We start from the raw sequence: 23,177 nt of genomic DNA on the forward strand, positions 1-23,177 counted from the left end.
TTTTACGATTGTCTGAAGCAGCCGGGCGCCGCGATATCGGCCAGATTTGCAGTCACCGCTCGACGTGCCGGCACGAATACCTCGTAGTGATTCGATCGCCTCGGACGCAGCGGATTTCACGACATGAAGGTCAAGGCCTCCGACGCCAGGCTGATGAGCCTGTTCCTCGACATGATGGCCGCCGAGCAGGGCGCCGGTCAGAACACGCTGGACGCCTATCGCCGCGACCTCACCGATCTCTCCGACTTTCTCGGCGGCAAGGCCAACGGCTTCGCCACGGCCGACACCCAGGCATTGCGCGACTATCTCGCCGATCTCGACACCAGGGGCTTCAAGTCCTCCAGCGTGGCGCGGCGGTTGTCGGCGATGCGACACCTGTTTCGCTTCCTGCTGAGCGAGCGCATCCGCAGCGACGATCCCGCCGCGATCCTGACCGGCCCGAAACGCGGCCGGCCGCTGCCCAAGGTATTGTCGATCGGCGATGTCGACCGGATGCTGACCCGCGCGAAGGAGCTGAGCGAGGGCACGGACGCTTCGCCGGCGCAGCGGCTGCGCGCGCTGCGGCTGTATTGCCTGCTCGAGGTGCTCTACGCGACCGGCTTGCGCGTCTCCGAGCTGGTGGCGCTGCCGCGGACGGCCGCCCGCAACGATGCCCGCATGATCGTGGTGCGCGGCAAGGGCAACAAGGAGCGGCTGGTACCGCTGAACCAGGCCTCGCGCCAGGCGATGGCCGACTATCTCGCCGCCCTGGATGCGCTGAAGCCCGAGAAGAAGGCCAGCGCGACGTTTGGCAAATGGCTGTTTCCCTCGTTCGGCGAGAGCGGCCACCTCACCCGCCAGCACTTCGCCCGCGACCTCAAGGAGCTCGCGGTGGCGAGCGGCCTGCCAGCCCGGCTGGTGTCGCCGCACGTGCTGCGCCATGCCTTCGCCAGCCATCTGCTGCACAACGGCGCCGACTTGCGCATCGTCCAGACCCTGCTCGGCCACACCGACATCTCGACCACCCAGATCTACACCCATGTGGTCGAGGAACGGCTCAAGAGCCTGGTGCGCGACCTGCACCCGCTGGCCGAGACCTGACCTCGCTTCACACCTTCCCGAAACCAAATCCGCCGGCGTGACGCCCGGCCGGCTTGACTTCGCGCCCGTCTGCCCTGAAAGAGCGCCATCCTGCCCGCGATCCCGGCGCGATGCCGGGAGGCTGGGCACCGATCGTACCCTAAGCTCCTGAAGTCCTTCGGCTTCAGGTCCGAAGGCCGAACCGATTTCGTCTCCCAGCGCTCTTCCTTCAGCTCTTCCATGCCGGATCCCATGCGCAGCTACCTCGATTTCGAAAAGCCTGTTGCCGAGCTCGATTCCAAGGTCGACGAACTCCGCGCGATGGCCGCCTCCGGCACCGATATCGGCGAGGAGGTCAGCCGGATCGAGGAGAAGGCCGGCCAGGCGCTGGCCGAGCTCTACGCCACGCTCACGCCGTGGCAGAAGACCATGGTGGCCCGCCATCCGCAGCGACCGCACTTCACCGATTTCGTGGGCGGGCTGATCACCGAGTTCACCCCGCTCGCCGGCGACCGCAAGTTCGGCGAAGACGCCGCTTTGCTCGGCGGCTTCGGCCGCTTCCGCGGCGAGCCGATCTGCGTCATGGGCCAGGAAAAGGGCGCCACCACCGAATCCCGCCTCAAGCATAATTTCGGCATGGCCCGCCCGGAAGGCTACCGCAAGGCGGTCCGCCTGATGGAAATGGCCGAGCGGTTCGGCATCCCCGTGCTGTCGCTGGTGGATTCCGCCGGCGCCTATCCCGGCATCGGCGCCGAGGAGCGCGGCCAGGCCGAGGCCATCGCGCGCTCGACCGATGCCTGCCTGGCGCTCGGCGTGCCCAACGTTGCGATCATCACCGGCGAGGGCATGTCGGGCGGCGCCATCGCGCTGACCACCGCCAACCGCGTCCTGATGCTGGAGCATGCGATCTACAGCGTGATCTCGCCGGAAGCCGCCTCCTCGATCCTCTGGCGCGACGGCACCAAGGCGCAGGAAGCCGCCAACAGCATGAAGATCACCGCCCAGGACATGCTGCGCTTCGGCGTGGTCGACACCATTCTCAAGGAGCCGGTCGGCGGCGCCCACCGCGATCCCGCGGCGATGATCGCGGCCACCGGCGAGGCGATCGCCCAGGCGCTTGACGAGCTGAAGGGCCTCGACGCCGACGCCATCCGCAAGCAGCGCCGGCAGAAGTTCATCGAGATCGGCCGCAAGCTCGGCTGAGCGGGCGGGAGCCGAGCCCTCGGCGCTCGCGGTTTTGTGAGTCTTTCCAGCCGTTTGGCCGCATTTCGGCCCCGCCAGCGGGCTCTGCTGTTTAGGAGTTGTTGACCAAAGCGGCCAGGGCCTCGCGGCACCGCCGGAGCGCGGGTTGCGGGTCGTGGGGTCAAAGGCTACAATTTTAATCAATGGTTTGACGGCATGACGCAGGGTCGACCCGTGATTTATCCAGCTTTCGGGCCGATCGGGCGAGATGAGACTGGGGTGTTGCGGCATGCCGGGTTTGCGGGGAGCATTGTCTTGATCAACCGCGCTTTCGTCCGGGTTCTCCTGACCTCGGCGGCGTTGGCCGCCGGTGCGCTGCTGACGGGTTGCAACAGCGATCAGGTCGCGCTCGCCACCAACGCCAAGGCCAACCAGCCGGTGTCGCCGAAGCTCGTCGCGACGATGGGCGAGAAGGACATGGATCTGCAGTCGCCGATCCTGGTTCGCGTGTTCAAGCAGGAGGCCGAGCTCGAGGTCTGGAAGCAGGACCGCTCCGGCAAGTTCGCGCTGCTCAAGACCTATCCGATCTGCCGCTGGTCCGGCGACCTCGGACCCAAGGTGCGCGAGGGCGACCGCCAGGCGCCGGAGGGCTTCTACTCGATCAATCCGAGCCAGATGAATCCGCAGTCGGCCTACTACCTGTCCTTCAACACCGGCTATCCGAACGCCTTCGACAAGGCGCTGGGCCGCAGCGGCTCGCAGCTGATGGTGCATGGCGACTGCTCCTCGCGCGGCTGCTTCGCGATGACCGACGAGCAGATCGCCGAGATCTATGCGCTTGGGCGCGAGTCGTTCTTCGGCGGCCAGCGGGCCTTCCAGTTCCAGGCCTATCCGTTCCGGATGACGCCGGTGAACATGGCCAGGCACCGCAACAATCCGAACATGCCGTTCTGGCGCATGATCAAGGAAGGCTACGACCATTTCGAAGTCACCCGGCAGGAGCCGAAGGTCGACTTCTGCGAGAAGAAGTACGTCTTCGACGCCCAGAAGCCGCCGGGCGCGACGCATGATCCGGTGTTCGACGCCGCCGCCAAGTGCCCGGCCTATGTCGTTCCCGACGAGATCACCGCCGCCGTGCGCGACAAGCAGCAGGCGGACGAGGTGGAATACGCCAAGCTCGTCGCCAAGGGCACGCCGGTCGCCAAGCTCAACACCGGCATCGATGGCGGCATGAATCCGATCTTCGCGAGCCGCGTGCCGGGCGCCTCCACCGGCCTGTCCGATGCCGGCGAAGCGCCGGGCCTGTCGCTCGCCAACTTCTCGCCGGCGCCAGGCACGATCCCCGGTCATGTCAACCCGCCGCGCGCGCCCGGCGCCGACGAGGTTGCCGCGATGCCGGCCAGTGCGGCTCCGGCTCCCGCAGCGGCGCCCTCCACCCGCGTGGCAGCCGTCAGTGCGCCGGAGAAGCCGAGCTTCATGTCGAGCCTCGCCCGCAAGGTTGGGATCGGCGGCAATGCGGCGGCCGACACCAAGGCTGCGACGGCGAAGCCCGAGACCAGGACCGCGGAAGCCAGGCCCTCGGAGATCAAGCCCGCCGAGATCAAACCTGTGCCCAAGCCGGTCGCGGCGAAGCCCGCCGAGACCAAGCAGGCTGCCGCGCGGCCGCCGTTCAAGCCCGCCGCCGGCGACGCGCCCGCCACCACGGCCTCGGCCCCCGCCCAGACCCAGACCGCACTGGTCTCCGGCGCCGTCCCGGTGCTGCAGTCGAACTCGTTCGACAGCCGGTTCGCAGGATTCAAATAGTAAGTCGTCCATCGAGCGCCGCTTTTTTGCGAGACACCGAGGGCCGCCGGACACGCGCAAGCTAGCCGCGCGCTCGGTGCCACCCTCCCCTGGAGGGGGAGGGTCGATCGCACGCGAAGCGGGCGAGCGGGGTGGGGTGATCTCTCCACGCATGCTTTTGCGCGCGGAGACATCACCCCACCCCGCCTCACGTTTCGCTTCGCTCCTCGTGAGGCGACCCTCCCCCTCCAGGGGAGGGTGAGCACCGCGTTTGTGGTGCCGTCGTGGTCAGCAATCTCAAACTGCATTTGGGGATGCGCGTCATTGTCCTCGCGGCGCTCTTCGCGTCCGAGTGATGCATCGATCTCACCCTCCTCCGAAGCGAGGGTGCAGGGAAGGCCGGACCTCGACTGAGGCCCGTGGCCCGCCTGCGAAAAAAAATGCAGGCGGCAGGTACCACAGGTCCAGCCGGACGACCCGGCCCTCCCTGCGCGATAGTCTTAACGGCTGCTTCGCGATCTCCCTGGGGACCGGGCTGTCTTGCCCCCATCACCGGCGAGATGCGCGGGGCATCATCAGCCGACTTGACCTCAGCATCGGGAGGCCAGGACCACGCGACTTGACCGTGCGAGCCGATGTTGTTCGTCCGCGCGAATGATCACGCTGCAAACCGGCCCGCCCATCGCATCCCGCACTCCACGCTTCGTGACGACCGCGCAGCGCCCCTCGTCGATGAGGCGGGACGAACGGAATAAATCACGAAATTCCGAAAACGAGAAGCGGCATATTTTTGCTGATGGGACTGGACAGCCCAAATCAGCTTGACCGCGCAGGAAAATTCAGTTTTTCCGCGCGGCGCGTTTCTCATCGCTGCGAGGCATGGACCCGCCCGCCGCACGCGGGACGCAGGACCGAATCGCCCGACGGGCAGAGGCGCCAGCGTCGTCGCCCAAGCCTTCATGGCCAAGCCGGCCGGTTGACGGCTGGAATATCATGTCATATTAAAAGTTACATGAGACCCAACAGCCAGCTGTCCGGCATCCTGCACGTCCTGCTCCACATGGCGGAGCACGACGGCCCGGTCACGTCCGAGGCGCTCGCAGCGATGATGCAGACCAATCCGGTCGTGATCCGCAGGATCATGGCCGGCCTCCGGGACAGCGGCTATGTGCGCTCCGAGAAAGGCCATGGCGGCGGCTGGACGCTCGCCTGCGATCTGGCGACCGTCACCCTGCGCGACGTCTACGATTCACTCGGGCGCCCGTCGCTGTTCGCCATCGGCCATCGGAGCGAGACTCCCGACTGCCTCGTCGAGCAGGCGGTCAATGCGGCGCTCGACACCTCCATCCGGGCCGCCGAGACCTTGCTGCTGTCCCGTCTCGGCGCCATCACGCTGGCGGCGCTGAGCGCTGATTTCCACGACCGCCTCGAACGACGGAAGCGACCCCGCAAAGGAGACATTTGTCATGCCGGCTGACATCGCCGACGGCGCCCAGCAGTTCATCCGCGCGTTTTCCGATCCCGAGTTCGTCGCGCGCTACACGGATGGTCCGCGGCGCTTCGTGCCCGGTCTCGACGGGCTGCACCGGATGACGGCGGTCTTGCTGGCCGAGCGGGCGCCCGAACACGCGAGGGTGCTCGTGCTGGGCGCGGGCGGCGGGCTCGAGCTCAATGCGTTGGCGGAAGCGCAACCATCGTGGACCTTCGTCGGCGTCGATCCGGCACCGCAGATGCTGCGACTCGCCGAACGCACGCTCGGCGCGCGGACGAGCCGGGTCGAACTGATCGAGGGCACCATCGACGACGCGCCGGCCGGCCCGTTTGACGCGGCGACATGCCTGCTGACGCTGCATTTTCTGGCAGCGCCGGAACGGTTGCGGACAGTCCGCGCCGTGCACGACCGGCTCCGCCCTGGAGCGCCGTTCGTGGTGGCCCATAGCTGCCTGCCCAACGAGCCAGTCGAAAGGTCGCTGTGGCTGGATCGGTACGCGGCCTATGCCGTTGCGTCCGGCACGGACCCCGAGCAGGCCAGGACGATGCGCGCGACCGTCGATGCCAGCGTCAACATGCTGAGCCCAGGGGAGGATGAAGCCATCCTGCGTGACGGCGGCTTTCGCGATGTTCGTCCATTCTTCACAGCGCTGACCTGGCATGGCTGGATCGGCCACGCCTGAACCGCCGCCGAGCATCACGCCTATGCCGCCCTGAACGATCGCGATCAGGGCCTGCTAATTAGTTGCCCGGCCTGCGCCGGCATCCACGCATGTCCCTCCCTGCGCCCCCTGAAGCGGTGGATGACGCGGCTTACGGACAGGCTTCGCACCGGAGCCCTGCCACGTCTCAGCTTGCGTGACGTCGCGCACGGAGCGCGGGGCCGCGATCTGCGACAAACGGCGCCGTCACCCGAGGCGAGGTGACGCAACCGAGAGGAGCAGGTCATGAGCTTTTGGGATGATATCGGAGATGCCGTCAGTTCCGCCGTGGACGACGTGAAGGACGTCGCGAAGGATGTGGCGGGTGCGGTCGGCGGTGCGGCGGGCGCCGTGGTCGATACGGTCGAGCACGTCGCCGGCGATGCGGCCCATGCCGTGGGCAGCGTGGTGCATGGCATCGGCGCGCTCGGCGGCGAGGCCATCCATACCGTGGGCGGCGTACTCGGCGCGATCGGGCACGGTGCCGAGGCGATCGGCGGCGGCCTGCTTCACACCGTCGGCGACGTGGCTTCGACCGTGGTCCATGTCGGCGGCGACGTCCTCCATACCGGGATCAACGTCGCTGGCGACGTGGCGTCCGGGGTCGGCCATCTGGTGCATGGTGACATCGACGGCGTCATCAACGACGTCAAGCATATCGGCGGCGACATCGTCGATGGCGGACTCAAGGTCGGGGGCGACGTGGCGCATGGCGCCCTCGACGTCGCCGGTGACCTCGCACACACCGCGGTCGGCCTCGGCGAGGCCGGGCTGGAGGCGGCCGGCGCAGTCGGCCACGGCGCGCTCGGCATGGCCGGCACCATCGTCGGAACGGCCGGCGAGGTCGGCATGGACGCGCTCGACGCCGCAGGCGCGGTGGTGAAGGGCGGCTTCGACGCCGGCGTGGCGGTGGCCGACGGCGCCATCGGCGTGGTCACCGACACGGCGTCGGCGGCGGGCCACCTGATCGGCGGACCGATCGGCGAGGCGATCTCAGGCATCGCCCACGGCGCCGATGCGGTCGGCACCGGCATCGTCGATGGCGTCGGCCATTTCGTCGGCGAGGGGCTCAACGGGCTGGCACAGACCGCCGGCAATTTGAGCCACTCGCTGGGGCAGCAGCTCGACGCGATCGGCCACGACCTGGGCTCGCTGGTCAACGACCTCAGCCATGGCGATCTCGGCGCGGCGATCGGCGACGTCTTCAAGCTGGCCCAGGACGGCCTGCGCAGCGACGGCAGCATCCAGATCGCTCATGCGGGACAGGACGGCGGCAGCCATGGCGGGTTCTGGGACTCGATCGCGCAGGCGATCCATCAGTCCGGCGACAACGTCCAGGGCGGCCAGGGCCCCGGCCCCGGCTTCCCCGGCCCGTTGCACGGCGAGGGCTCGTCGCACAACCCGATCATCGTCGACAATTTCGGCGACCATGGCCATGGGGGCAACACCGGCATCGTGCCGCCGAATTTCGACCACGCGCCGGTGGCCGTGCACGACGCGCCGCACGCCGACTACAGCCACATCGTCCAGATGGACGATTCGCATCACTTCGCGATGCATGGCTGAGACACCGGCGCTCAGCCGGCAGGCATCCCGCCGTGACCGTCACGGCGGGATGTCGCGTCAGGACCGATCGGCGGCGTGCTGGACGATGGCCGGCGGCGCGCCGATCGCCTGCGCGCGATCATGCGGCTGATCGTTCATCGCCGAGAGCGCACACAGCGCCAGCGAGCCCCAGACAGCCGCGCTGAAATACAGCGACATCCAGGCGATCTCTTCCTTCCAGTGCTCGAACTCGTGGGTGACGGTCCAGCGCGTCGCGGAGTCGCGCAAACCGGCGAGCGGATGCAGGAGTGGCGTGCCGGCGGCGCGCTCGATGCGCCAGCGCTTCACATACATCGGGACGTCGATCACGACCAGGAAGGCGAGATAGCAGGCGATGCCGACGAGGCCCGCGATCAGAAGCCCGCGAACCATGCCGTCGAACTCCGGCAGCAGCCGGCCGAGGCCGATGCCGACGAACAGGAAGGCCACCGCCCACAGCGAGTTCTCGATCGCGTTGTAGAGGAAATTCCTGGTGACGACCGCATACCAGGAACAGATCTCGGCAACGACGATCAGCGGCACGATGATGCGGGCCATGTTGACCGCGGTCTCGGCATCCGCGATCGCGCCGAGCTGCGCCAGGATGATGGCCCATTGCGCCGCGAAGGCGATCTCGGCGATGGTCGCCACGGTGCGGCCGACGAACACGCTCGACAGCCAGCTGTCGACCAGACAGATGCGCTGCACGTCGGCGCGCGGCAGCACCGAGCGGAAGGCGCAGCCGAACACATAGGCCGCCGACAGCGCCAGCATCGAACCGGTCTGGGAAGCCTGGCCCAGGGTATTGCTGCCGCCGTTGAGCTGGCGGTACAGGATGAACCAGAACGCGATGTTGGCGAGGCTGACGAGCGTCAGCATCGCCCACCACAGGGCGACGGGATTCGACAGGGCTCGCGACTGCGCACGCATCCGGGCACTCCAACTTTCATGTGACTGACATCCGATCGTATTAATTCCGTCACGGAGCAGCAACCCGTTCCGGCCACGGAGGGTCGCAAAAGGCCGTGTGCCGGCGAGCCCTGCGGCCGGCGTTGGGAGTTTCGTCACGATGTCCCGAGTTCCTTGCAGGAACCCGCACGGCAGCGCCTTGCGCCTTGCTGACCGAAGGCGACGAGACCGCCCATCTGGTCGTGCTCGCGATCGACCTCGACCGCTTCAAGCCGGGCAGACCGGCCTGATCGTCGACATTGGCGCCTGGGTGCTGCGCACCGCCTGCGTCACCGCCGCGACCTGGAGCCAGCCGTTCAAGGTCGCCGTCAACGTCGCGCCAATGCAGCTCAACCACGACCTGCCGAAGCGTGTCGCCGAGGTGCTGCGCGAGACTGGATTGGCGCCGGAGCGGCTGGAGATCGAGCTGACCGAGACCGGCATCATCGCCGACCGCCAGCACGCGCTGCAGGCATTGAGGAAGGCTGCACCAGCGTGCAAGGCTATCTGTTCGGCAAGCCGACGCCGCACGAGGCGATCAGCCGGTTGATCCGCGACGTCGCGCCCGCGCCTGCCAAGAGCGCTGCGGCTGCCTGAGCAGGCCGACGTCTCAGTACGTCCGGATGATCTTGAAATCGAGCCCGTCGGCGGCGGCGAGATGCATCGCCATGCCGGCACGACCCTGGCGGATCGTCACCTCGCCGCGCGCGCCGGAATAGACGATGTTGCGGCCGGCGGCGGCGAGCGGTCGCAGGGACAGCGAGCCGGCGCGCTCGGCGGCCGCCTTCAGGAAGCGCAGGCCCTCGTAGTTCGACTGGCCGACCGATCCGACCGGCGGCGCATCGGCGCCGAACATCGCGGTGTAGCGGCTCATGAACGCGTCATTGGCCTTGGAGCCGATGCAACTGAAATAGCCGGAGGCCGAATACAGGTTCTCGGTGTTGTCGGCGCCGATGCCGAGCAGCACCGTTTCGTCCACCGCGCCGGCGAGACGCAGGGTGGTCGCGGCGAGGCCCGACTCGCCGAAAGCGCGATTGAAGGTGATGCTGTCGGTGCCGATCAGCGAGATCAGCACGACATCGGGCCTGGCGGCGCGGATGCGCGCCAGATGCGCCTCGTGATCATCCTCGCCGACCGGCACGAACTCCTCGCCGACCACCTGGCCGCCGGCCTCGGTGATGTAGGTCTTGGTCTGAAGGTGGGACTGCCAGGGCCAGACGTAGTCGCTGCCGATCAGATACCAGCGCCGGGCGCGCTTGTTCTCCGCCAGCCAGTGGATCGCGGGGCGGGTCTGGCTGTGCGGCGTCTCGCCGATCGCCATCACGCCGGGCGTGCGCTCGCCGCCTTCATAGACCGGCGTATACACATACGGGATGCGGCCACGCGTGAGCCGGCGCAGCGCCAGCCTGACGGCGCTGATATGCGAGCCCATGACGACGTCGATGTCGCCGAATTCGAGCGCGTCCCTGGCACGATCGGTCACCTCGTCCACCGGCCCGCCGGAATCGTAGAACGACAACTCGATCTCGCGCCCGAGAATGCCACCGTGGCGGTTGATCTCGGACACCGCAAGCAGCGCGCTGTTGGTCGCGGCCGGCCCCCAGATGCCGGGCGAGCCGGAGAAGGTAAGGAAATTGCCGATGCGCAGCCGGTTCTGGGAGCCGCGCCGCTGGAGACGGTCAGGATCGAACGGGGCGAGTGCGGGAAGGCCGGCCCGCCGGGGCGGGCTCCTGAACAGCAGGGATGGCGGCAGACTGAGACGCCCGGCCGTGACAGATCCTGTCGAGAGCACACCCACTCCTTGGCCGCAACCGTGTCTGGCCCATTGTGGACCGGCGGTCATACGCCGTCAAAATCAGCACGTGTTCGGCAAATATCCTATTCGAAAATGTTGAATGTTCAAGAATTGGGATGCATATAGATCGGGCAGCAACTGCCGGACATTCATTCAAGTCGGGACCGCAAGCGAAATTCACCGTGGCCAAACCGCCCCATCCCAACACCCCCCTCACCGAGCATCTCGCTTACCTGCTCGCGCAAGCCAACCGAGAGATCAACCGGCAGTTGGAGTCGCGCCTGAGCACCGAGGGCGTGCCCGTCGAGCAGTGGCGCATCCTCAAGGTGCTCTCCGACGGCGAGGGGCACTCGATGGGCGATCTCGCCGACGCGGTGCTGCTGAACCACCCGACCCTGACCAAGATGATCGACCGCATGGTGTCGGACTCGCTGGTCTACCGCCGCCAGGACGCCCATGACCGCCGCAAGGTGCTGATGTTCATCAGCGATCATGGCAAGGCGCTGTGCAAGCGGCTGAACTCGCTCGCTGCCAGCCAGGAGGCGCACATCCTGGAGAATTACGGCGACAAGGCCACCGGCGAGCTGAAGCGGCTGCTGGAGAATCTGATCGACGCGGCGAGCTGAGCGGCTGCTGTAGGGTGGGCAAAGGCGCGCCGAGCTACTGATTTGACTAAGACTGACTCTCGCGCCGTGCCCACCATTGCACACCGAGCACGCCGATGGACGGTGGGCACGGCGCGTTGACTGCATACCGCGGAGCAGCACCGGTGGACGCGCCTTTGCCCACCCTACCGCATCCCGCCTGCGGCAAATGTGTCTGCTCGCCCCGGCAACGCCGGGATAGACGCAAGACGAATCCTCCCTCATCCTGTCCTGTGACGATCGCGACGAACGGGCCGCCAACAGAGCCCGCGCGCGATCCCGGTTGGACCCGTCGTCCGGCCGGACGAGGACACGCCAGAGGGAGGACAGGCCATGGGCATTCATTTGCTCGATCGCGCCATTGGCAGCGACTATCCGACATTCGCCAGCACGGCTGACATCCGCGCCTTCGAGCAGACGCCGTACAGCGAACGGATCGCGGCGCAGAGCACCTATGAGGCGCTCAAATGTGGGGCGTCCGCCAATCCGGACGCGCCGGCGATCCAGTTTCTGCAAAATGCCGATCCGGCCGATACGCCGGTCGTGATCTCCTATCGCGACTTCATCGCCAGGGTCACCCAGGCCGCGAACATGTTTCATGCGCTCGGCGTCGGCCCCGACGATGTCGTCAGCTTCATGCTGCCCCTGGTGCCCGACGCCTTCGTGACGCTGTTCGGCGCGGAGGCCGCCGGGATCGCGAACCCGGTCAACCCGCTGCTGGAGCCGCACCAGATCGCCGAGATTCTCGATGCCGCCAAGACCAAGGTGCTGGTGGCGCTGGGCCCCCTGCCCGGCACCGACATCTGGCAGAAGGTCGAGAAGGTCCGAGGCGGCCTCAAACACCTCAAGGCGATCGTGCAGGTCCATGGCGGCGGCGGTGATCCGGCGAACGGCATCCACGCCTTCAACGACCTGATCAAGCCGCAGCCGGGCGATCACCTCGTCGGCGGCCGGCAGATCAAGGCCAGCGATACCGCGGCCTATTTCCACACCGGCGGCACCACCGGCACGCCGAAGCTGGTGCGGCACAGCCATGGCAACCAAGTCTACCAGGCCTGGGGCATCAACCTGGTCCTGAAAGCCAAGCCCGGCGGGACGCTGCTGTTCGGCATGCCGCTATTCCATGTCGGGGGATCACTGACGCAGGCGCTGCAGACCCTCTCCGCGGGCGGCAGCCTCGTCGTGCTCTCCGGCGCAGGCTGGCGCAACCCGAACGCGGTACGCAACATCTGGGGCCTGGTCGAGCGCTTCAAGCCGGAAACGCTGTCGAGCGTGCCGACCGTGCTCGCCGCGACACTGGCTGTGCCGCAAGGCGCGGCCGACATCTCCAGCCTGCGCTATGCCGCCGGCGGCGGCTCGGCGATTCCGGTCGCCGTGGGGCAGGCGATCATGGACAAGCTGAAGCTGCCGGTGATCGAAGTCTATGGCATGACCGAGACCGCGAGCGTGCACACCATGGCCTATCCGGACCAGCCGATCCGGCTCGGCTCGGTCGGCCTGCCGCTGCCCTATGCGCAGGTGCGCATCGTCAAGCTCGATGCCGACGGGCGCTACGAGCGCGACTGCACGGCGGATGAGATCGGCGTCGTCATCATGGCCGGGCCCGGCGTGTTCTCAGGCTATCTCGACGACGCCCACAACAAGGGCGCGTTCATCGACGGCCATTGGGTGAACTCCGGCGATCTCGGCCGGCTCGATGCCGACGGCTTCCTCTGGATCACCGGCCGCGCCAAGGACCTCGTGATCCGCGGCGGCCACAACATCGATCCGGCGCCGATCGAGGAGATTTTGTTTCAGCATCCCTCCGTCGGCTTCGCCGCCGTGGTCGGCCAACCCGACGCCTATGCCGGCGAGCTGCCGATCGGCTACGTCCAGCTCAAGCCGGGGGCTGCCGTGCAGCCGGGCGAGCTGGAGGACTGGGTGCGCGCCCGCACGCCCGAGCGCGCCGCGGTGCCGGTGCAGATCATCCCGATCGACCCGATGCCGGTCACGGGCGTCGGCAAGGTGTTCAAGCCGCAATTGCGCTGGGACGCCGCGACGCGCGTGTTCACCAAGGTGCTGTCGCAGCTCACCGACCGCGGCATCGATTGCAGTGTGAAGGTCGGCCCACACGGCAGCCATGGCAGCATCGCGACGGTGACGTTGCGCAACGTGCCTGCGGACACCCGCGAGGCGGTCGAGAACGAGGTGCACACCTTGCTGGCGCCGTTCGTGATCCGGCACGAGGTGGTGATGGGGTGAGCCGCGATTGCGCGTGAGACAGCCGTCTCGGCATTTGATCGGGACGGTGGTGCTCTGGCACGATGCTGACGCGTTTCGTCACGTTTGCCAGGCCGGAGACGATGAACCCAACCGACATCACCATCGCGATCGAAGATGCCAGACAGGCTGATGTCGCCGACCTCATCGCGGAGGCCAATGCCTATCTGCGGACGCTATACCCTGCTGAAAGCAATCATCCCGTCGATGCCCACGCGCTCTCGGTGCCCGGAGCCGCATTTTTTGCCGCCCGCCGTGACGGGACGCTGCTCGGATCGATCGCCCTTCGGCTCATTGGCCCAGGACATGCCGAGATCAAGCGATTGTTCGTCCGCGAAACCGCCCGCGGCTGTGGGCTCGGACGCAGGCTCCTCATGACATTGGAAGACGAGGCCCAAGGTCGCGGGCTTGGCCGCGTAAGCCTCGAAGTGGGTATCAGACAGCCGCAGGCGATCCAGCTCTATCGCAGCTCCGGCTATGGGGACTGCGGCCCCTTCGGCACCTACCGCCTCGACCCGCTCAGCCTGTTCATGACCAAACGGCTGGTGGCTTGACCAGGCTGACCCGAATGGTGCTTGGGTGTCCGGATGCATCGAACGTGCAGTCAGGGGGAGTGACGAAAGGTCGGACAACAAAGTCTCCCCCGCGCGGCGGCGCCTCACCCCGACGCGTGAGAACTCTCGGCTCCGCTACTCCGGATGCGCCTTTGGCTTCGTCGATTGCAGCCGCAGCTCACCTGTCGGATTTGCCACCCCCTTGTCGGCAGCAACCTTGCGCAGCACATCCGGCCGGTCGGAGATGATGCCGTCGACGCCGTCATCGATCAGTTGCGCCATGTCCGCGGGCTTATTGACCGTCCAGACCACGACCTCCAGGCCAAGCGCATGCGCCTCGGCAATCAGCTCCGGCGTGACATCGGCAAAAAAGGGCGACCACACCTTGCCGCCGGCCGCGTGAATCGTCCGCGGCAGCGAGCCGCCGTGATCGGCGGGGTTGAAGCCCGCGGTCCAGCGCGTCGCCTCGGTCGGCGACACCGTGGGCGTCTTGCCGCTTTGCCGTGACAGATAGACGGTGGAGATCCTTGGCGCGCGCTGCTGCACCAGTTGCAAGGTGCGCCAGTCGAACGACTGGATCATGACCCGGTCGGTGAAGTGCTCGGCCTCGATCAGGCCGAGCAGCAGGGATACGAACCGATCGGGGTCCGGCGCTTCATTCGGGAGCGCTGGATCGAGCTTGGTCTCGATGTTGAGGCGCACACGATCCTTGCCCGAGCCCCTGACGAGATCGATGACCTGCTTCAGGGTCGGAATGCGCGGCGGCGGGACGTCCCCAGAGATCACCTGCTGCTCCGGAAACTGCCTGGCGTAGTCGCTGCCCGGACGGATCTGGCCGACGTCGTAGGACTGCACCTCCGCAAGCGGCAGATCAATCAGCAGCGGCCCGGGCGGCGCAACGTAGTTGCCATCGGGGGCGCGGGCGAGATCGGGATTAAGCCGTCGCTCATGCGAGACCACCAGCACGCCGTCCCTCGTGACGCCGACGTCGAGCTCGAGCGTGTCGACATGAAAGGCCAGAGACATCTTGAAGGCCTGCAGCGTGTTCTCCGGATACAGCGCGCGCCCGCCGCGATGGGCTTCGATGTCAAAGGCCATGACAGGGCTCGCAAGCCCGAGCAGCGACAGAGCGGCGGTGAGGAACAGGGTGGGACGGTGCATGGCACCAGCCTACCACGGCAGCGCGGAATGCCCATTCCCCTTGTCTCCGCCGGGCATCTGAACTAGGCCTTTCACCATCGGACCAGCCGACAACGCTGGCCAAGGACGGATCGAAGGGAGACGATCCGCACGCGCAGCAGCGCCGTGCCTGCATCCCTTTGCCCCTCCTTTCGCGTTCTGCTTTCGAGTTCACGTGCGACGGACCATGCCCATGACCGATCTTCCTGTCCTCATCGCCGGCGGCGGCATCGGCGGCCTCGCGACCGCACTCACGTTGCAACAGATCGGCGTGCCCTGCATCGTCTACGAAAGCGTGCGCGAGATGCGGCCGCTCGGGGTCGGCATCAACCTGCAGCCCAACGCGGTGCGGGAATTGTACGACCTCGGCATCTCGGCCGACGATCTCGACCAGGTCGGCGTGCCCGCGCGCGAATGGGCGCTGGTCGGGCTGAATGGCAACGACATCTATTCCGAGCCGCGCGGCCTGCTCGCCGGCTACGGCTGGCCGCAATATGCCGTGCATCGCGGCAAGCTGCACATGCTGCTGTACAGCCGACTGGTCGAGCGCGCGGGCGCTGCGGCCGTGCGGCTCGGCAGTCGCGTTGCGGGCTACGAGAAGAAGTCGGACGGATCGGTAACGGTCCGCATCGAGCATGCCGATGGATCGCGCATCGAGACGCGCGGCCGGCTGCTGATCGGCGCCGACGGCATCCATTCGGCGGTACGCGCGCAGATGCACCCCACACAGCCGCCGATCCATTGGGGCGGCGCGGTGATGTGGCGCGGCGTCACCTGGGCGAAGCCGATGCGCACCGGATCGTCCTTCGTCGGGCTCGGCACCCATCGCCATCGCGTCGTGGTCTATCCGATCTCGCATCCTGATCCGAAGACGGGGCTGGCGCTGATCAACTGGATCGCGGAAGTCACGATGGACAACACCGAGGGCTGGACGCAGACCGGCTGGTTCCGCCAGGTTCCGGTGAGCGAGTTTGCTCACCAGTTCGCCGGCTGGACCTATGACTGGCTCGACGTGCCCGCGCTGATCGCCGGCGCCGACGGCGCCTATGAGAACCCGATGATCGACCGCGATCCGGTGCCGACCTGGGTCGACGGCCCGGTGGCGCTGATGGGCGACGCCGCGCACGCGATGTATCCGACCGGCTCCAACGGCGCCAGCCAGGCCATCGTCGACGCCCGCGTGCTCGGCGCCTCGCTGCTGGCGCACGGCGTCACACCGGCGGCGCTCGCGGCCTATGACGAGAAGCTGTGCGGCCCGATCTCGCAAGTCATCCTGCGCAACCGCGGCGCCGGCCCGTTCGGCCTGCTCAACCTGGTCGACGAGCGCTGCGGCGGCACCTTCACCAACATCGACGACGTCATCCCGCCCGCCGAGCGCGAGGCGTTCATGGCCGGTTACAAGAAGGCCGCGGGATTCGCCATCGAGCAGTTGAACGCGGCGCCGCGGACGATTGCGGAAGGCGCGCGCGTTGAGGTGGTGAAGGCCGCCTGATCCGAACTCAGCTGAGGCCACGAGCAAGCACGCGACGCAGGAGCGCGACTGTTGACCTTCCATGACTTGTTGCTGGCAGAGTTAGAGTTTATGAGTTGGGCAGTGTAGATCGCAGCATCGATTTGGACCCAACGGCTGGCCGGCAAGCTCCGCAGGACCCCACGGCACTGTATTCCAGCGATCGGACTCCCTCCGCCAATAATCGGCGGAGGCCTCTGTAATTTTTTTGGTGAGTTGACGGATCATGCAACGACCGGACTACGCGGCGAACTACGAAACTTTAATGGCGGTAGTCACCCATCTTGCAGTGAACAAGTGGCCAGCTCGCCAACCGAAAGGCATTGCGAAAGATCTATCGATAGAGAATGTCGATGCGGTGCGCGGTGTGTTAAGGACCTTCAAAGGGCTCTTTCGAGAGTCGAGAGGCGTGTCGCGAGATCATGGAGAACCGCTCTACTCACTTCATTTGAGACATTCTCGATTCGTCGTTGCTGACGAAGAGCAGGAACGCCCCCCGCTCAATACTGAAGATTTATTCGCTCTTCTTCGTTTGGTTTCAGAGAAGGCAGCTCAGCAGACCCAACAAGCTTCCGCCCTCAGGATCGCAGCTCTTACTTCAATAATCTCGCTGATGGTTGCTGCCGCATCGCTACTCGTGGCCCTTCACAAGGGTTTATGACGCATTCCTTAGGCAGGCTTCGACATCCGCTCCAACCCAGAACGAATTATTCGTCAACGCGAGCGTTGCTAAGCAATCCAGAGCTGATTGCGAGACTCTGAAATTGCTTCGCTTACGCTCGCAATGACGATGGAGAGACTGCCTCAGTCCGCGCTTAAGCGTATCGACCGTGGCAGTGCTTGTACTTCTTCCCCGAGCCGCAGGGGCAGTCCTCGTTGCGGCCGATCTTGCCCCAGGTGGTGGGGTCGTTCGGGTTGCGCGCTTCGGCCGGGACCGGAGCGACGCCGGAGGACGGCACCACGGAGACGTTGGCGAAGGCCAGTTCGTCTTCGCCAGTGTTCGGATCGACGTGATGCGCCTGCATCGGCGGCAGCACCGGCTGCTGCTCCTCCGGCGGCACGATCTCGACGCGCATCAGTTGCGCGGTGACCGCCTCGCGCAGATGCGCGATCATGGCCTCGAACAGCGTGAAGGCTTCCGACTTGTACTCCTGCAGCGGATCGCGCTGGCCGTAGCCTCGCAGGCCGATGACCTGGCGCAGATGGTCGAGCATCACCAAGTGCTCGCGCCAGAGGTGGTCGAGCGTCTGCAGCAGGATGGTCTTCTCGACGTAGCGCATCACGTCGGGGCCCCATTGCGCGACCTTGGCGGCCATGCGCTCGTCGGCATGGGTCTCGATGCGCTTGAGCAGCTCCTCGTCGGCGATGCCCTCTTCCTTCGCCCATTCGTCGACCGGCAGGTCGATGTCGAGCACACGCTTCAGCTCCTCCTTCAGGCCGGCGACGTCCCACTGCTCGGCATAGGCATGCTCGGGCACGTGCTTGGCGACGAGGTCGTCGATGAAGGCGTGACGCATGTCGGTGATCGTCTCGACCACGCTCTCGTCCTGCATCAGCTCGACGCGCTGGTCGAAGATCACCTTGCGCTGGTCGTTCTGGACGTTGTCGAACTTCAGGAGGTTCTTGCGGATGTCGAAGTTGCGCGCCTCGACCTTCTGCTGCGCCTTCTCCAGCGCCTTGTTGATCCAGGGGTGGATGATGGCCTCGCCTTCCTTGAGGCCGAGGCGGGTCAGCATGCTGTCGAGCCGGTCGGAGCCGAAGATCCGCATCAGATCGTCTTCCAGCGACAGGAAGAACTTCGAGCGGCCGGGATCGCCCTGGCGGCCGGAGCGGCCGCGCAGCTGGTTGTCGATGCGGCGGGATTCGTGGCGCTCGGAGCCGATGATGTAGAGGCCGCCGGGCTTGGTCACGGTCTTGGCCGGCTTGGAGCCCTTGGCGGGCTCGATCTCGACGGTCTCCTCGGCCTTCAGCACGATCTCGCGGAAGCGGGCGATGTCGGCCTTGATCTGCTCGATCTTGGCGGCCTTCTCGGCCTCGTCGGTGATCCCGGCGGTCTCCTGCTGCAGGCGCATCTCGAGCGAGCCGCCGAGCTTGATGTCGGTGCCGCGGCCGGCCATGTTGGTCGCGATCGTGATCGCGCCGGGCACGCCGGCTTCGGCCACGATATAGGCCTCCTGCTCGTGGAAGCGCGCGTTCAGCACCGCGAACAGCTTGGCCGGCTTGCCGGCGCGGGCCGCCGCATAGAGCTTGTCGAGCGCACGCTCGCTGCCGAAGTCGATCTGCTTGTAGCCGTGCTGCTTGAGATAGGCGGCCAGCACTTCCGACTTCTCGATCGAGGCGGTGCCGACCAGCACCGGCTGCAACCGGGAGTTCGCCCGCTCGATCTCGGCCAGGATCGCGGCGTATTTCTCCTGCTGGGTACGGTAGACCTCGTCGTCCTCGTCAAGACGTGCGACCGGCAGGTTGGTCGGGATCTCCAGCACCTCGAGCTTGTAGATGTCGAACAGCTCGTCGGCCTCGGTCGCGGCCGTGCCGGTCATGCCGGCGAGCTTGGCGTACATGCGGAAGTAGTTCTGGAACGTGATCGAGGCCAGCGTCTGGTTCTCGGGCTGCACCGGCTGGTGCTCCTTGGCCTCGAGCGCCTGGTGCAGGCCTTCGGAATAGCGCCGGCCCGGCATCATGCGGCCGGTGAACTCGTCGATGATCACGACCTCGCCGTCGCGGACGATGTAGTCCTTGTCGCGGGTGAACAGCGTGTGCGCGCGCAGCGCCTGGTTGATGTGGTGGACGACGGATACGTTCTCGACGTCGTAGAGCGACTCGCCCTTGAGCTGGCCGGCATCGCGCAGCAGGGTCTCGATCTTCTCCATGCCGGCTTCGGTGAGCGTCACCGTGCGCTGCTTCTCGTCGACCTCGTAGTCGGTCTTGTCGAGCTTCGGCACGAAGGTGTCGATGGTGTTGTAGAACTCCGAGCGGTCGTCGAGCGGGCCGGAGATGATCAGCGGCGTGCGCGCTTCATCGATCAGGATGGAGTCCACCTCGTCGACGATCGCGAAGAAGTGTCCGCGCTGGACCATGTCCTCCAGGCGGTACTTCATGTTGTCGCGCAGATAGTCGAAGCCGTATTCGTTGTTGGTGCCGTAGGTGATGTCGCAGGCATAGGCCGCCTTGCGCTCGGCATCGTCGAGGCCGTGCACGATCACACCTGTGGTCAGGCCGAGGAAGCCGTAGATCTGGCTCATCCAGCCGGCGTCGCGGCGGGCAAGGTAGTCGTTCACCGTCACGACGTGGACGCCCTTGCCGGCCAGCGCGTTCAGGTAGACCGCGAGCGTCGCCACCAGCGTCTTGCCTTCGCCGGTCTTCATCTCGGCGATGTCGCCCTCGTGAAGCACCATGCCGCCGATCAGCTGGACGTCGAAATGGCGCTGGCCGAGGGTGCGCTTGGAGGCCTCGCGGACGGTGGCGAAGGCCGGGACCAGGATGTCGTCGAGCGTCTTGCCGTCGGCGAGCTGCTTCTTGAACTCCTCGGTGCGCGCCTTGAGCTGCTCGTCGGTCAGGTTTGCGAGCTCCGGCTCCAGCGCATTGATGGCGTTGACACGGGACTGATAGCCCTTGACGCGACGGTCGTTGGCGGAGCCGAATAGCTTACGGGCGAGCGCGCCGATCATTGCTGAAATCCTGCCTCTATGGGTCTGCGTTGCAGCCGTAACTCATGGTTTGGGTTTGCTGTTCCCGACGTGATGCACCGCAGCACCCGCGCCAGCCTCGACCTTCGGCGCCGGGCGGCGTCCGCCAGATGAGTGGGAGACAGGCAAACCAGGGTTCAACGGCCAAAAACGCAGCAAAATAAGCGCTATCGCCCTTGAAGCGACCGGGGAGAGATATGGCTGGGGGGGAACGTTGTCAACGGCGCCCGACAGCCGGGCCGTCGCCGTCCACCTGTCGCCGATTTCACGAAATTGACAGACTTTTCGCGTTGCCAAGGCACGGCGATTGGGCGAGTGTCCCGGCCGCCCTGAGGCCTCCCCCCTCGAGCCCCCTCTTCTCAACAAGGATTTTCCATGACCACGTCGTTCCCGGTTACGAAAACCGGCCTGCGCCTCGGCCTCGCCACCGCTCTCGCCGGAAGTCTCGCGTTGTCCCTGCTTGCCGCGCCCGCACGCGCCGCCGACGATGCCAACCCGGTGCTGGCCAAGGTGAACGGCGCCGAGATCCGCAAGAGCGACGTGACGCTCGCCGAAGAGGAGCTCGGACAGAGCCTCGCGCAGATGGATCCGGCGACCAAGGACGAGAACGTGCTGTCGTTCCTGATCGACATGAAGCTGGTCGCCAAGGCGGCCGAGGACAAGAAGGTCGCCGACAGCGAGGAGTTCAAGAAGCGCCTCGCCTTCACCCGCAACCGGCTGCTGATGGACAGCCTGCTTGCCAGCGAGGGCAAGGCCGCGACCACGCCGGACGCGATGAAGAAGGTCTACGAGGAGGCCGCCAAGCAGATCGGCGGCGAGCAGGAGGTGCACGCCCGCCACATCCTGGTCGAGACCGAGGACGAGGCCAAGGCCGTCAAGGCCGAGCTCGCCAAGGGTGCCGATTTTGCCGAGCTCGCCAAGAAGAAGTCCAAGGACCCCGGCGCCTCGGACGGCGGCGACCTCGGCTTCTTCACCAAGGAGCAGATGGTGCCGGAGTTCGCCAACGTCGCCTTCTCGCTCGAGCCGGGCAAGATCTCCGATCCGGTGAAGACCCAGTTCGGCTGGCACATCATCAAGGTCGAGGAAAAGCGCAGCCGCAAGCCGCCGGAGTTCGACCAGGTCAAGAGCCAGATCGAGACCTACGTGACCCGCAAGGCCCAGGCCGACTATGTCGGCAAGCTGCGCGAGACCGCCAAGATCGAGCGCCTGGACAAGCCCGCTGGCGACGCTGCCAAGCCGGCGGAGGCGAAGCCCGCTGATGCCAAGGCCGCCGAGCCGGCGAAGAAGTAAGCGGTTCGGCTACTTGGCTTGAGGCGCGACATGGTCGCGTCATAAATGGTGTCGTCCCGGCGAAAGCCGGGACCCATAGCGCGTGATGTTTGAAACAGGCACGCGGCCGATACCGGGGCTCCCAACTGGACCCTGTGGTTATGGATCCCGGCGTTCGCCGGGATGACAGCAGTGGGTGCAGTGACATCCACTCCCACAGCGACGACCGAGATGATACAGAGCGCTTCCCGCTCATTCCTGCCGGAAGCCCTCGATGTCCTCAACCGTCTCCCCGCTCGCCCCCACCGATGTCCCCGACATGCCCGCCGTTGCGGGCGTCAAGCTCGCGACCGCGGCGGCCGGCATCCGCTACAAGAACCGCACCGACGTGCTGCTGGCGCTGCTCGATCCCGGCACCACCGTGGCCGGCGTGTTCACGCTGTCGAAATGCCCGTCGGCGCCGGTCGAATGGTGCCGGGCCAAGCTGAAGGGCGGCAAGGCGCGCGCCCTGGTGGTCAACTCCGGCAACGCCAACGCCTTCACCGGCAAGACCGGCAAGCAGTCGACGGCGCTGACGGCGGCGATCGCCGCCAAGGCGGTCGGCTGCAAGCAGGACGAGATCTTTCTCGCCTCGACCGGCGTGATCGGCGAGCCGCTGGATGCGACCAAGTTCGACGGCGTGCTCGAAGGGCTGGCCGGCACCGCGGCGCCTGAGGACTGGATGGGCGCGGCGCGCGCCATCATGACCACCGACACCTTCCCGAAGGTCGCGACCGCGACCGTCAAGCTCGGAAAGGCCAAGGTGACGATCAACGGCATGGCCAAGGGCGCCGGCATGATCGCGCCCGACATGGCGACGATGTTGTCGTTCATCTTCACCGATGCGCCGATTTCGGCACCCGCGCTGCAGGCCCTGCTCAAGGCCGGCGTCGAGGACACCTTCAACGCGGTGACGATCGACGGCGACACCTCGACCTCCGACACGCTGCTCGCCTTTGCCACCGGCGCCGCCGCGGCGAAGGGCGCACCGAAGATCAGCCGCGCCAGCGACCCGCGCGCGAAAGCGTTCGTGAAGGCGTTCAATGCCGTGCTGGCCGACCTCGCCGAGCAGGTCGCGCGCGACGGCGAGGGCGCCCGCAAGCTGGTCGAGATCATCGTCGAGGGCGCCAAGAGCAAGCCGTCCGCCCGCAAGATCGCGATGTCGATCGCCAATTCGCCGCTGGTCAAGACCGCGATCGCCGGCGAGGACGCCAATTGGGGCCGCGTCGTGATGGCGGTCGGCAAGGCCGGCGAGCCGGCCGACCGCGACAAGCTCTCGATCTCCTTCAACGGCATCCGCGTCGCATCGAAGGGCGCGCGCGATCCGTCCTATGACGAGACGGAAGTCTCCGAGGCGATGAAGGCGCAGAAGGTGCAGATCAAGGTGGCGCTCGGCCTCGGCAAGGGCCGCGACCGCGTGCTGACCTGCGACCTGACCAAGGAGTATGTCGCGATCAACGGCGACTACCGGTCCTGATTCCGCAACCGCAGCAAG

The 23,177-nt window shown here is 66.5% G+C and carries 18 protein-coding genes; 14 read left to right on the top strand and 4 right to left on the bottom strand.

The genetic code is table 11. The features are described 5' to 3' along the window. Positions 1-123: 123 nt before the first annotated feature. From xerD to QX135_RS00425, 6 genes are all read left to right on the top strand, one after another. Positions 124-1,080, top strand: a complete 957-nt coding sequence (gene xerD, locus QX135_RS00400) for a site-specific tyrosine recombinase XerD (protein ID WP_316233903.1) — start codon at positions 124-126, stop codon at positions 1,078-1,080. Positions 1,081-1,299: 219 nt separating this feature from the next. Next, complete coding sequence (locus QX135_RS00405; RefSeq protein WP_315756907.1) at positions 1,300-2,262, top strand: acetyl-CoA carboxylase carboxyltransferase subunit alpha; 963 nt, start codon at positions 1,300-1,302, stop codon at positions 2,260-2,262. A 294-nt stretch (positions 2,263-2,556) separates the two neighbouring features. Continuing rightward, positions 2,557-4,044, top strand: a complete 1,488-nt coding sequence (locus tag QX135_RS00410; RefSeq protein ID WP_316233904.1) for a L,D-transpeptidase family protein — start codon at positions 2,557-2,559, stop codon at positions 4,042-4,044. Between the two features lie 991 nt (positions 4,045-5,035). Continuing rightward, positions 5,036-5,500, top strand: a complete 465-nt coding sequence (locus QX135_RS00415; RefSeq protein WP_315735202.1) for an Rrf2 family transcriptional regulator — start codon at positions 5,036-5,038, stop codon at positions 5,498-5,500. Then, complete coding sequence (locus tag QX135_RS00420) at positions 5,490-6,197, top strand: class I SAM-dependent methyltransferase (RefSeq protein ID WP_316177603.1); 708 nt, start codon at positions 5,490-5,492, stop codon at positions 6,195-6,197. The genes QX135_RS00415 and QX135_RS00420 overlap by 11 nt, the downstream gene beginning before the upstream one ends. Before the next feature lie 264 nt (positions 6,198-6,461). Continuing rightward, positions 6,462-7,781: a hypothetical protein gene (locus tag QX135_RS00425; protein ID WP_316177605.1), complete on the top strand. Its 1,320-nt coding sequence runs from the start codon at positions 6,462-6,464 to the stop codon at positions 7,779-7,781. Positions 7,782-7,838: 57 nt separating this feature from the next. Here the strand turns inward: QX135_RS00425 and QX135_RS00430 are convergent, their stop codons facing one another. Next, on the bottom strand, positions 7,839-8,729 hold the full coding sequence (locus QX135_RS00430; protein WP_316177607.1) for a hypothetical protein: 891 nt from the start codon (positions 8,727-8,729) through the stop codon (positions 7,839-7,841). A gap of 289 nt (positions 8,730-9,018) precedes the next feature. Here QX135_RS00430 and QX135_RS00435 point away from each other — a divergent pair, with 289 nt between their 5' ends. Beyond that, positions 9,019-9,297: an EAL domain-containing protein gene (locus tag QX135_RS00435; protein WP_316177609.1), complete on the top strand. Its 279-nt coding sequence runs from the start codon at positions 9,019-9,021 to the stop codon at positions 9,295-9,297. A gap of 60 nt (positions 9,298-9,357) precedes the next feature. Here QX135_RS00435 and QX135_RS00440 read toward each other — a convergent pair whose 3' ends face one another. Beyond that, entirely contained in the window at positions 9,358-10,539 is a 1,182-nt protein-coding gene (locus QX135_RS00440; RefSeq protein WP_316177610.1) for a substrate-binding domain-containing protein, read from the bottom strand. A gap of 185 nt (positions 10,540-10,724) precedes the next feature. Between QX135_RS00440 and QX135_RS00445 the strand changes: the two genes are divergently transcribed. The 3 genes from QX135_RS00445 (at position 10,725) to QX135_RS00455 (ending at position 13,999) form a co-directional block, all read left to right on the top strand. Then, positions 10,725-11,168, top strand: a complete 444-nt coding sequence (locus tag QX135_RS00445; protein WP_315735215.1) for a MarR family winged helix-turn-helix transcriptional regulator — start codon at positions 10,725-10,727, stop codon at positions 11,166-11,168. A gap of 351 nt (positions 11,169-11,519) precedes the next feature. After that, on the top strand, positions 11,520-13,427 hold the full coding sequence (locus QX135_RS00450; protein ID WP_316177612.1) for an acyl-CoA synthetase: 1,908 nt from the start codon (positions 11,520-11,522) through the stop codon (positions 13,425-13,427). A gap of 62 nt (positions 13,428-13,489) precedes the next feature. Continuing rightward, positions 13,490-13,999 carry a GNAT family N-acetyltransferase gene (locus QX135_RS00455; RefSeq protein ID WP_316177614.1) on the top strand — a complete coding sequence of 170 codons (510 nt, stop codon included), beginning with the start codon at positions 13,490-13,492 and terminating at the stop codon, positions 13,997-13,999. Positions 14,000-14,134: 135 nt separating this feature from the next. On the opposite strand, the gene QX135_RS00460 is transcribed toward QX135_RS00455, so the two are convergent. Continuing rightward, the gene (locus tag QX135_RS00460) at positions 14,135-15,160 is read right to left on the bottom strand and encodes a glycerophosphodiester phosphodiesterase (RefSeq protein WP_316177615.1); all 1,026 of its coding nucleotides are present in this window, start codon (positions 15,158-15,160) and stop codon (positions 14,135-14,137) included. A gap of 211 nt (positions 15,161-15,371) precedes the next feature. Here QX135_RS00460 and QX135_RS00465 point away from each other — a divergent pair, with 211 nt between their 5' ends. Beyond that, complete coding sequence (locus QX135_RS00465; RefSeq protein WP_316177617.1) at positions 15,372-16,670, top strand: flavin-dependent oxidoreductase; 1,299 nt, start codon at positions 15,372-15,374, stop codon at positions 16,668-16,670. 244 nt (positions 16,671-16,914) lie between these two features. Then, positions 16,915-17,349, top strand: coding sequence for a hypothetical protein (locus QX135_RS00470; RefSeq protein WP_315775699.1), 435 nt, complete (start codon positions 16,915-16,917; stop codon positions 17,347-17,349). A 154-nt stretch (positions 17,350-17,503) separates the two neighbouring features. On the opposite strand, the gene secA is transcribed toward QX135_RS00470, so the two are convergent. Further along, complete coding sequence (gene secA, locus QX135_RS00475) at positions 17,504-20,356, bottom strand: preprotein translocase subunit SecA (RefSeq protein ID WP_316177620.1); 2,853 nt, start codon at positions 20,354-20,356, stop codon at positions 17,504-17,506. Between the two features lie 393 nt (positions 20,357-20,749). Here secA and QX135_RS00480 point away from each other — a divergent pair, with 393 nt between their 5' ends. Continuing rightward, positions 20,750-21,664: a peptidylprolyl isomerase gene (locus tag QX135_RS00480; protein ID WP_316177621.1), complete on the top strand. Its 915-nt coding sequence runs from the start codon at positions 20,750-20,752 to the stop codon at positions 21,662-21,664. Positions 21,665-21,917: 253 nt separating this feature from the next. Further along, a complete protein-coding gene (argJ, locus tag QX135_RS00485) occupies positions 21,918-23,159 on the top strand; it encodes a bifunctional glutamate N-acetyltransferase/amino-acid acetyltransferase ArgJ (RefSeq protein ID WP_316177623.1) in 1,242 nt (413 codons plus the stop codon). The last annotated feature ends 18 nt before the right edge of the window (positions 23,160-23,177 follow it).

Source organism: Bradyrhizobium sp. SZCCHNR1098 (genome assembly GCF_032489375.1).
In the GTDB taxonomy this organism is placed as follows: Bacteria; Pseudomonadota; Alphaproteobacteria; order Rhizobiales; family Xanthobacteraceae; genus Bradyrhizobium.

Coding starts and splice junctions, on each gene's coding strand:
- xerD (WP_316233903.1), top strand. CDS start 124: ATGAAGGTCAAGGCCTCCGACGCCAGGCTGATGAGCCTGTTCCTCGAC.
- QX135_RS00405 (WP_315756907.1), top strand. CDS start 1,300: ATGCCGGATCCCATGCGCAGCTACCTCGATTTCGAAAAGCCTGTTGCC.
- QX135_RS00415 (WP_315735202.1), top strand. CDS start 5,036: ATGAGACCCAACAGCCAGCTGTCCGGCATCCTGCACGTCCTGCTCCAC.
- QX135_RS00420 (WP_316177603.1), top strand. CDS start 5,490: ATGCCGGCTGACATCGCCGACGGCGCCCAGCAGTTCATCCGCGCGTTT.
- QX135_RS00425 (WP_316177605.1), top strand. CDS start 6,462: ATGAGCTTTTGGGATGATATCGGAGATGCCGTCAGTTCCGCCGTGGAC.
- QX135_RS00430 (WP_316177607.1), bottom strand. CDS start 8,729: ATGCGTGCGCAGTCGCGAGCCCTGTCGAATCCCGTCGCCCTGTGGTGG.
- QX135_RS00450 (WP_316177612.1), top strand. CDS start 11,520: ATGGGCATTCATTTGCTCGATCGCGCCATTGGCAGCGACTATCCGACA.
- QX135_RS00455 (WP_316177614.1), top strand. CDS start 13,490: ATGCTGACGCGTTTCGTCACGTTTGCCAGGCCGGAGACGATGAACCCA.
- QX135_RS00460 (WP_316177615.1), bottom strand. CDS start 15,160: ATGCACCGTCCCACCCTGTTCCTCACCGCCGCTCTGTCGCTGCTCGGG.
- QX135_RS00465 (WP_316177617.1), top strand. CDS start 15,372: ATGACCGATCTTCCTGTCCTCATCGCCGGCGGCGGCATCGGCGGCCTC.
- QX135_RS00470 (WP_315775699.1), top strand. CDS start 16,915: ATGCAACGACCGGACTACGCGGCGAACTACGAAACTTTAATGGCGGTA.
- secA (WP_316177620.1), bottom strand. CDS start 20,356: ATGATCGGCGCGCTCGCCCGTAAGCTATTCGGCTCCGCCAACGACCGT.
- QX135_RS00480 (WP_316177621.1), top strand. CDS start 20,750: ATGACCACGTCGTTCCCGGTTACGAAAACCGGCCTGCGCCTCGGCCTC.
- argJ (WP_316177623.1), top strand. CDS start 21,918: ATGTCCTCAACCGTCTCCCCGCTCGCCCCCACCGATGTCCCCGACATG.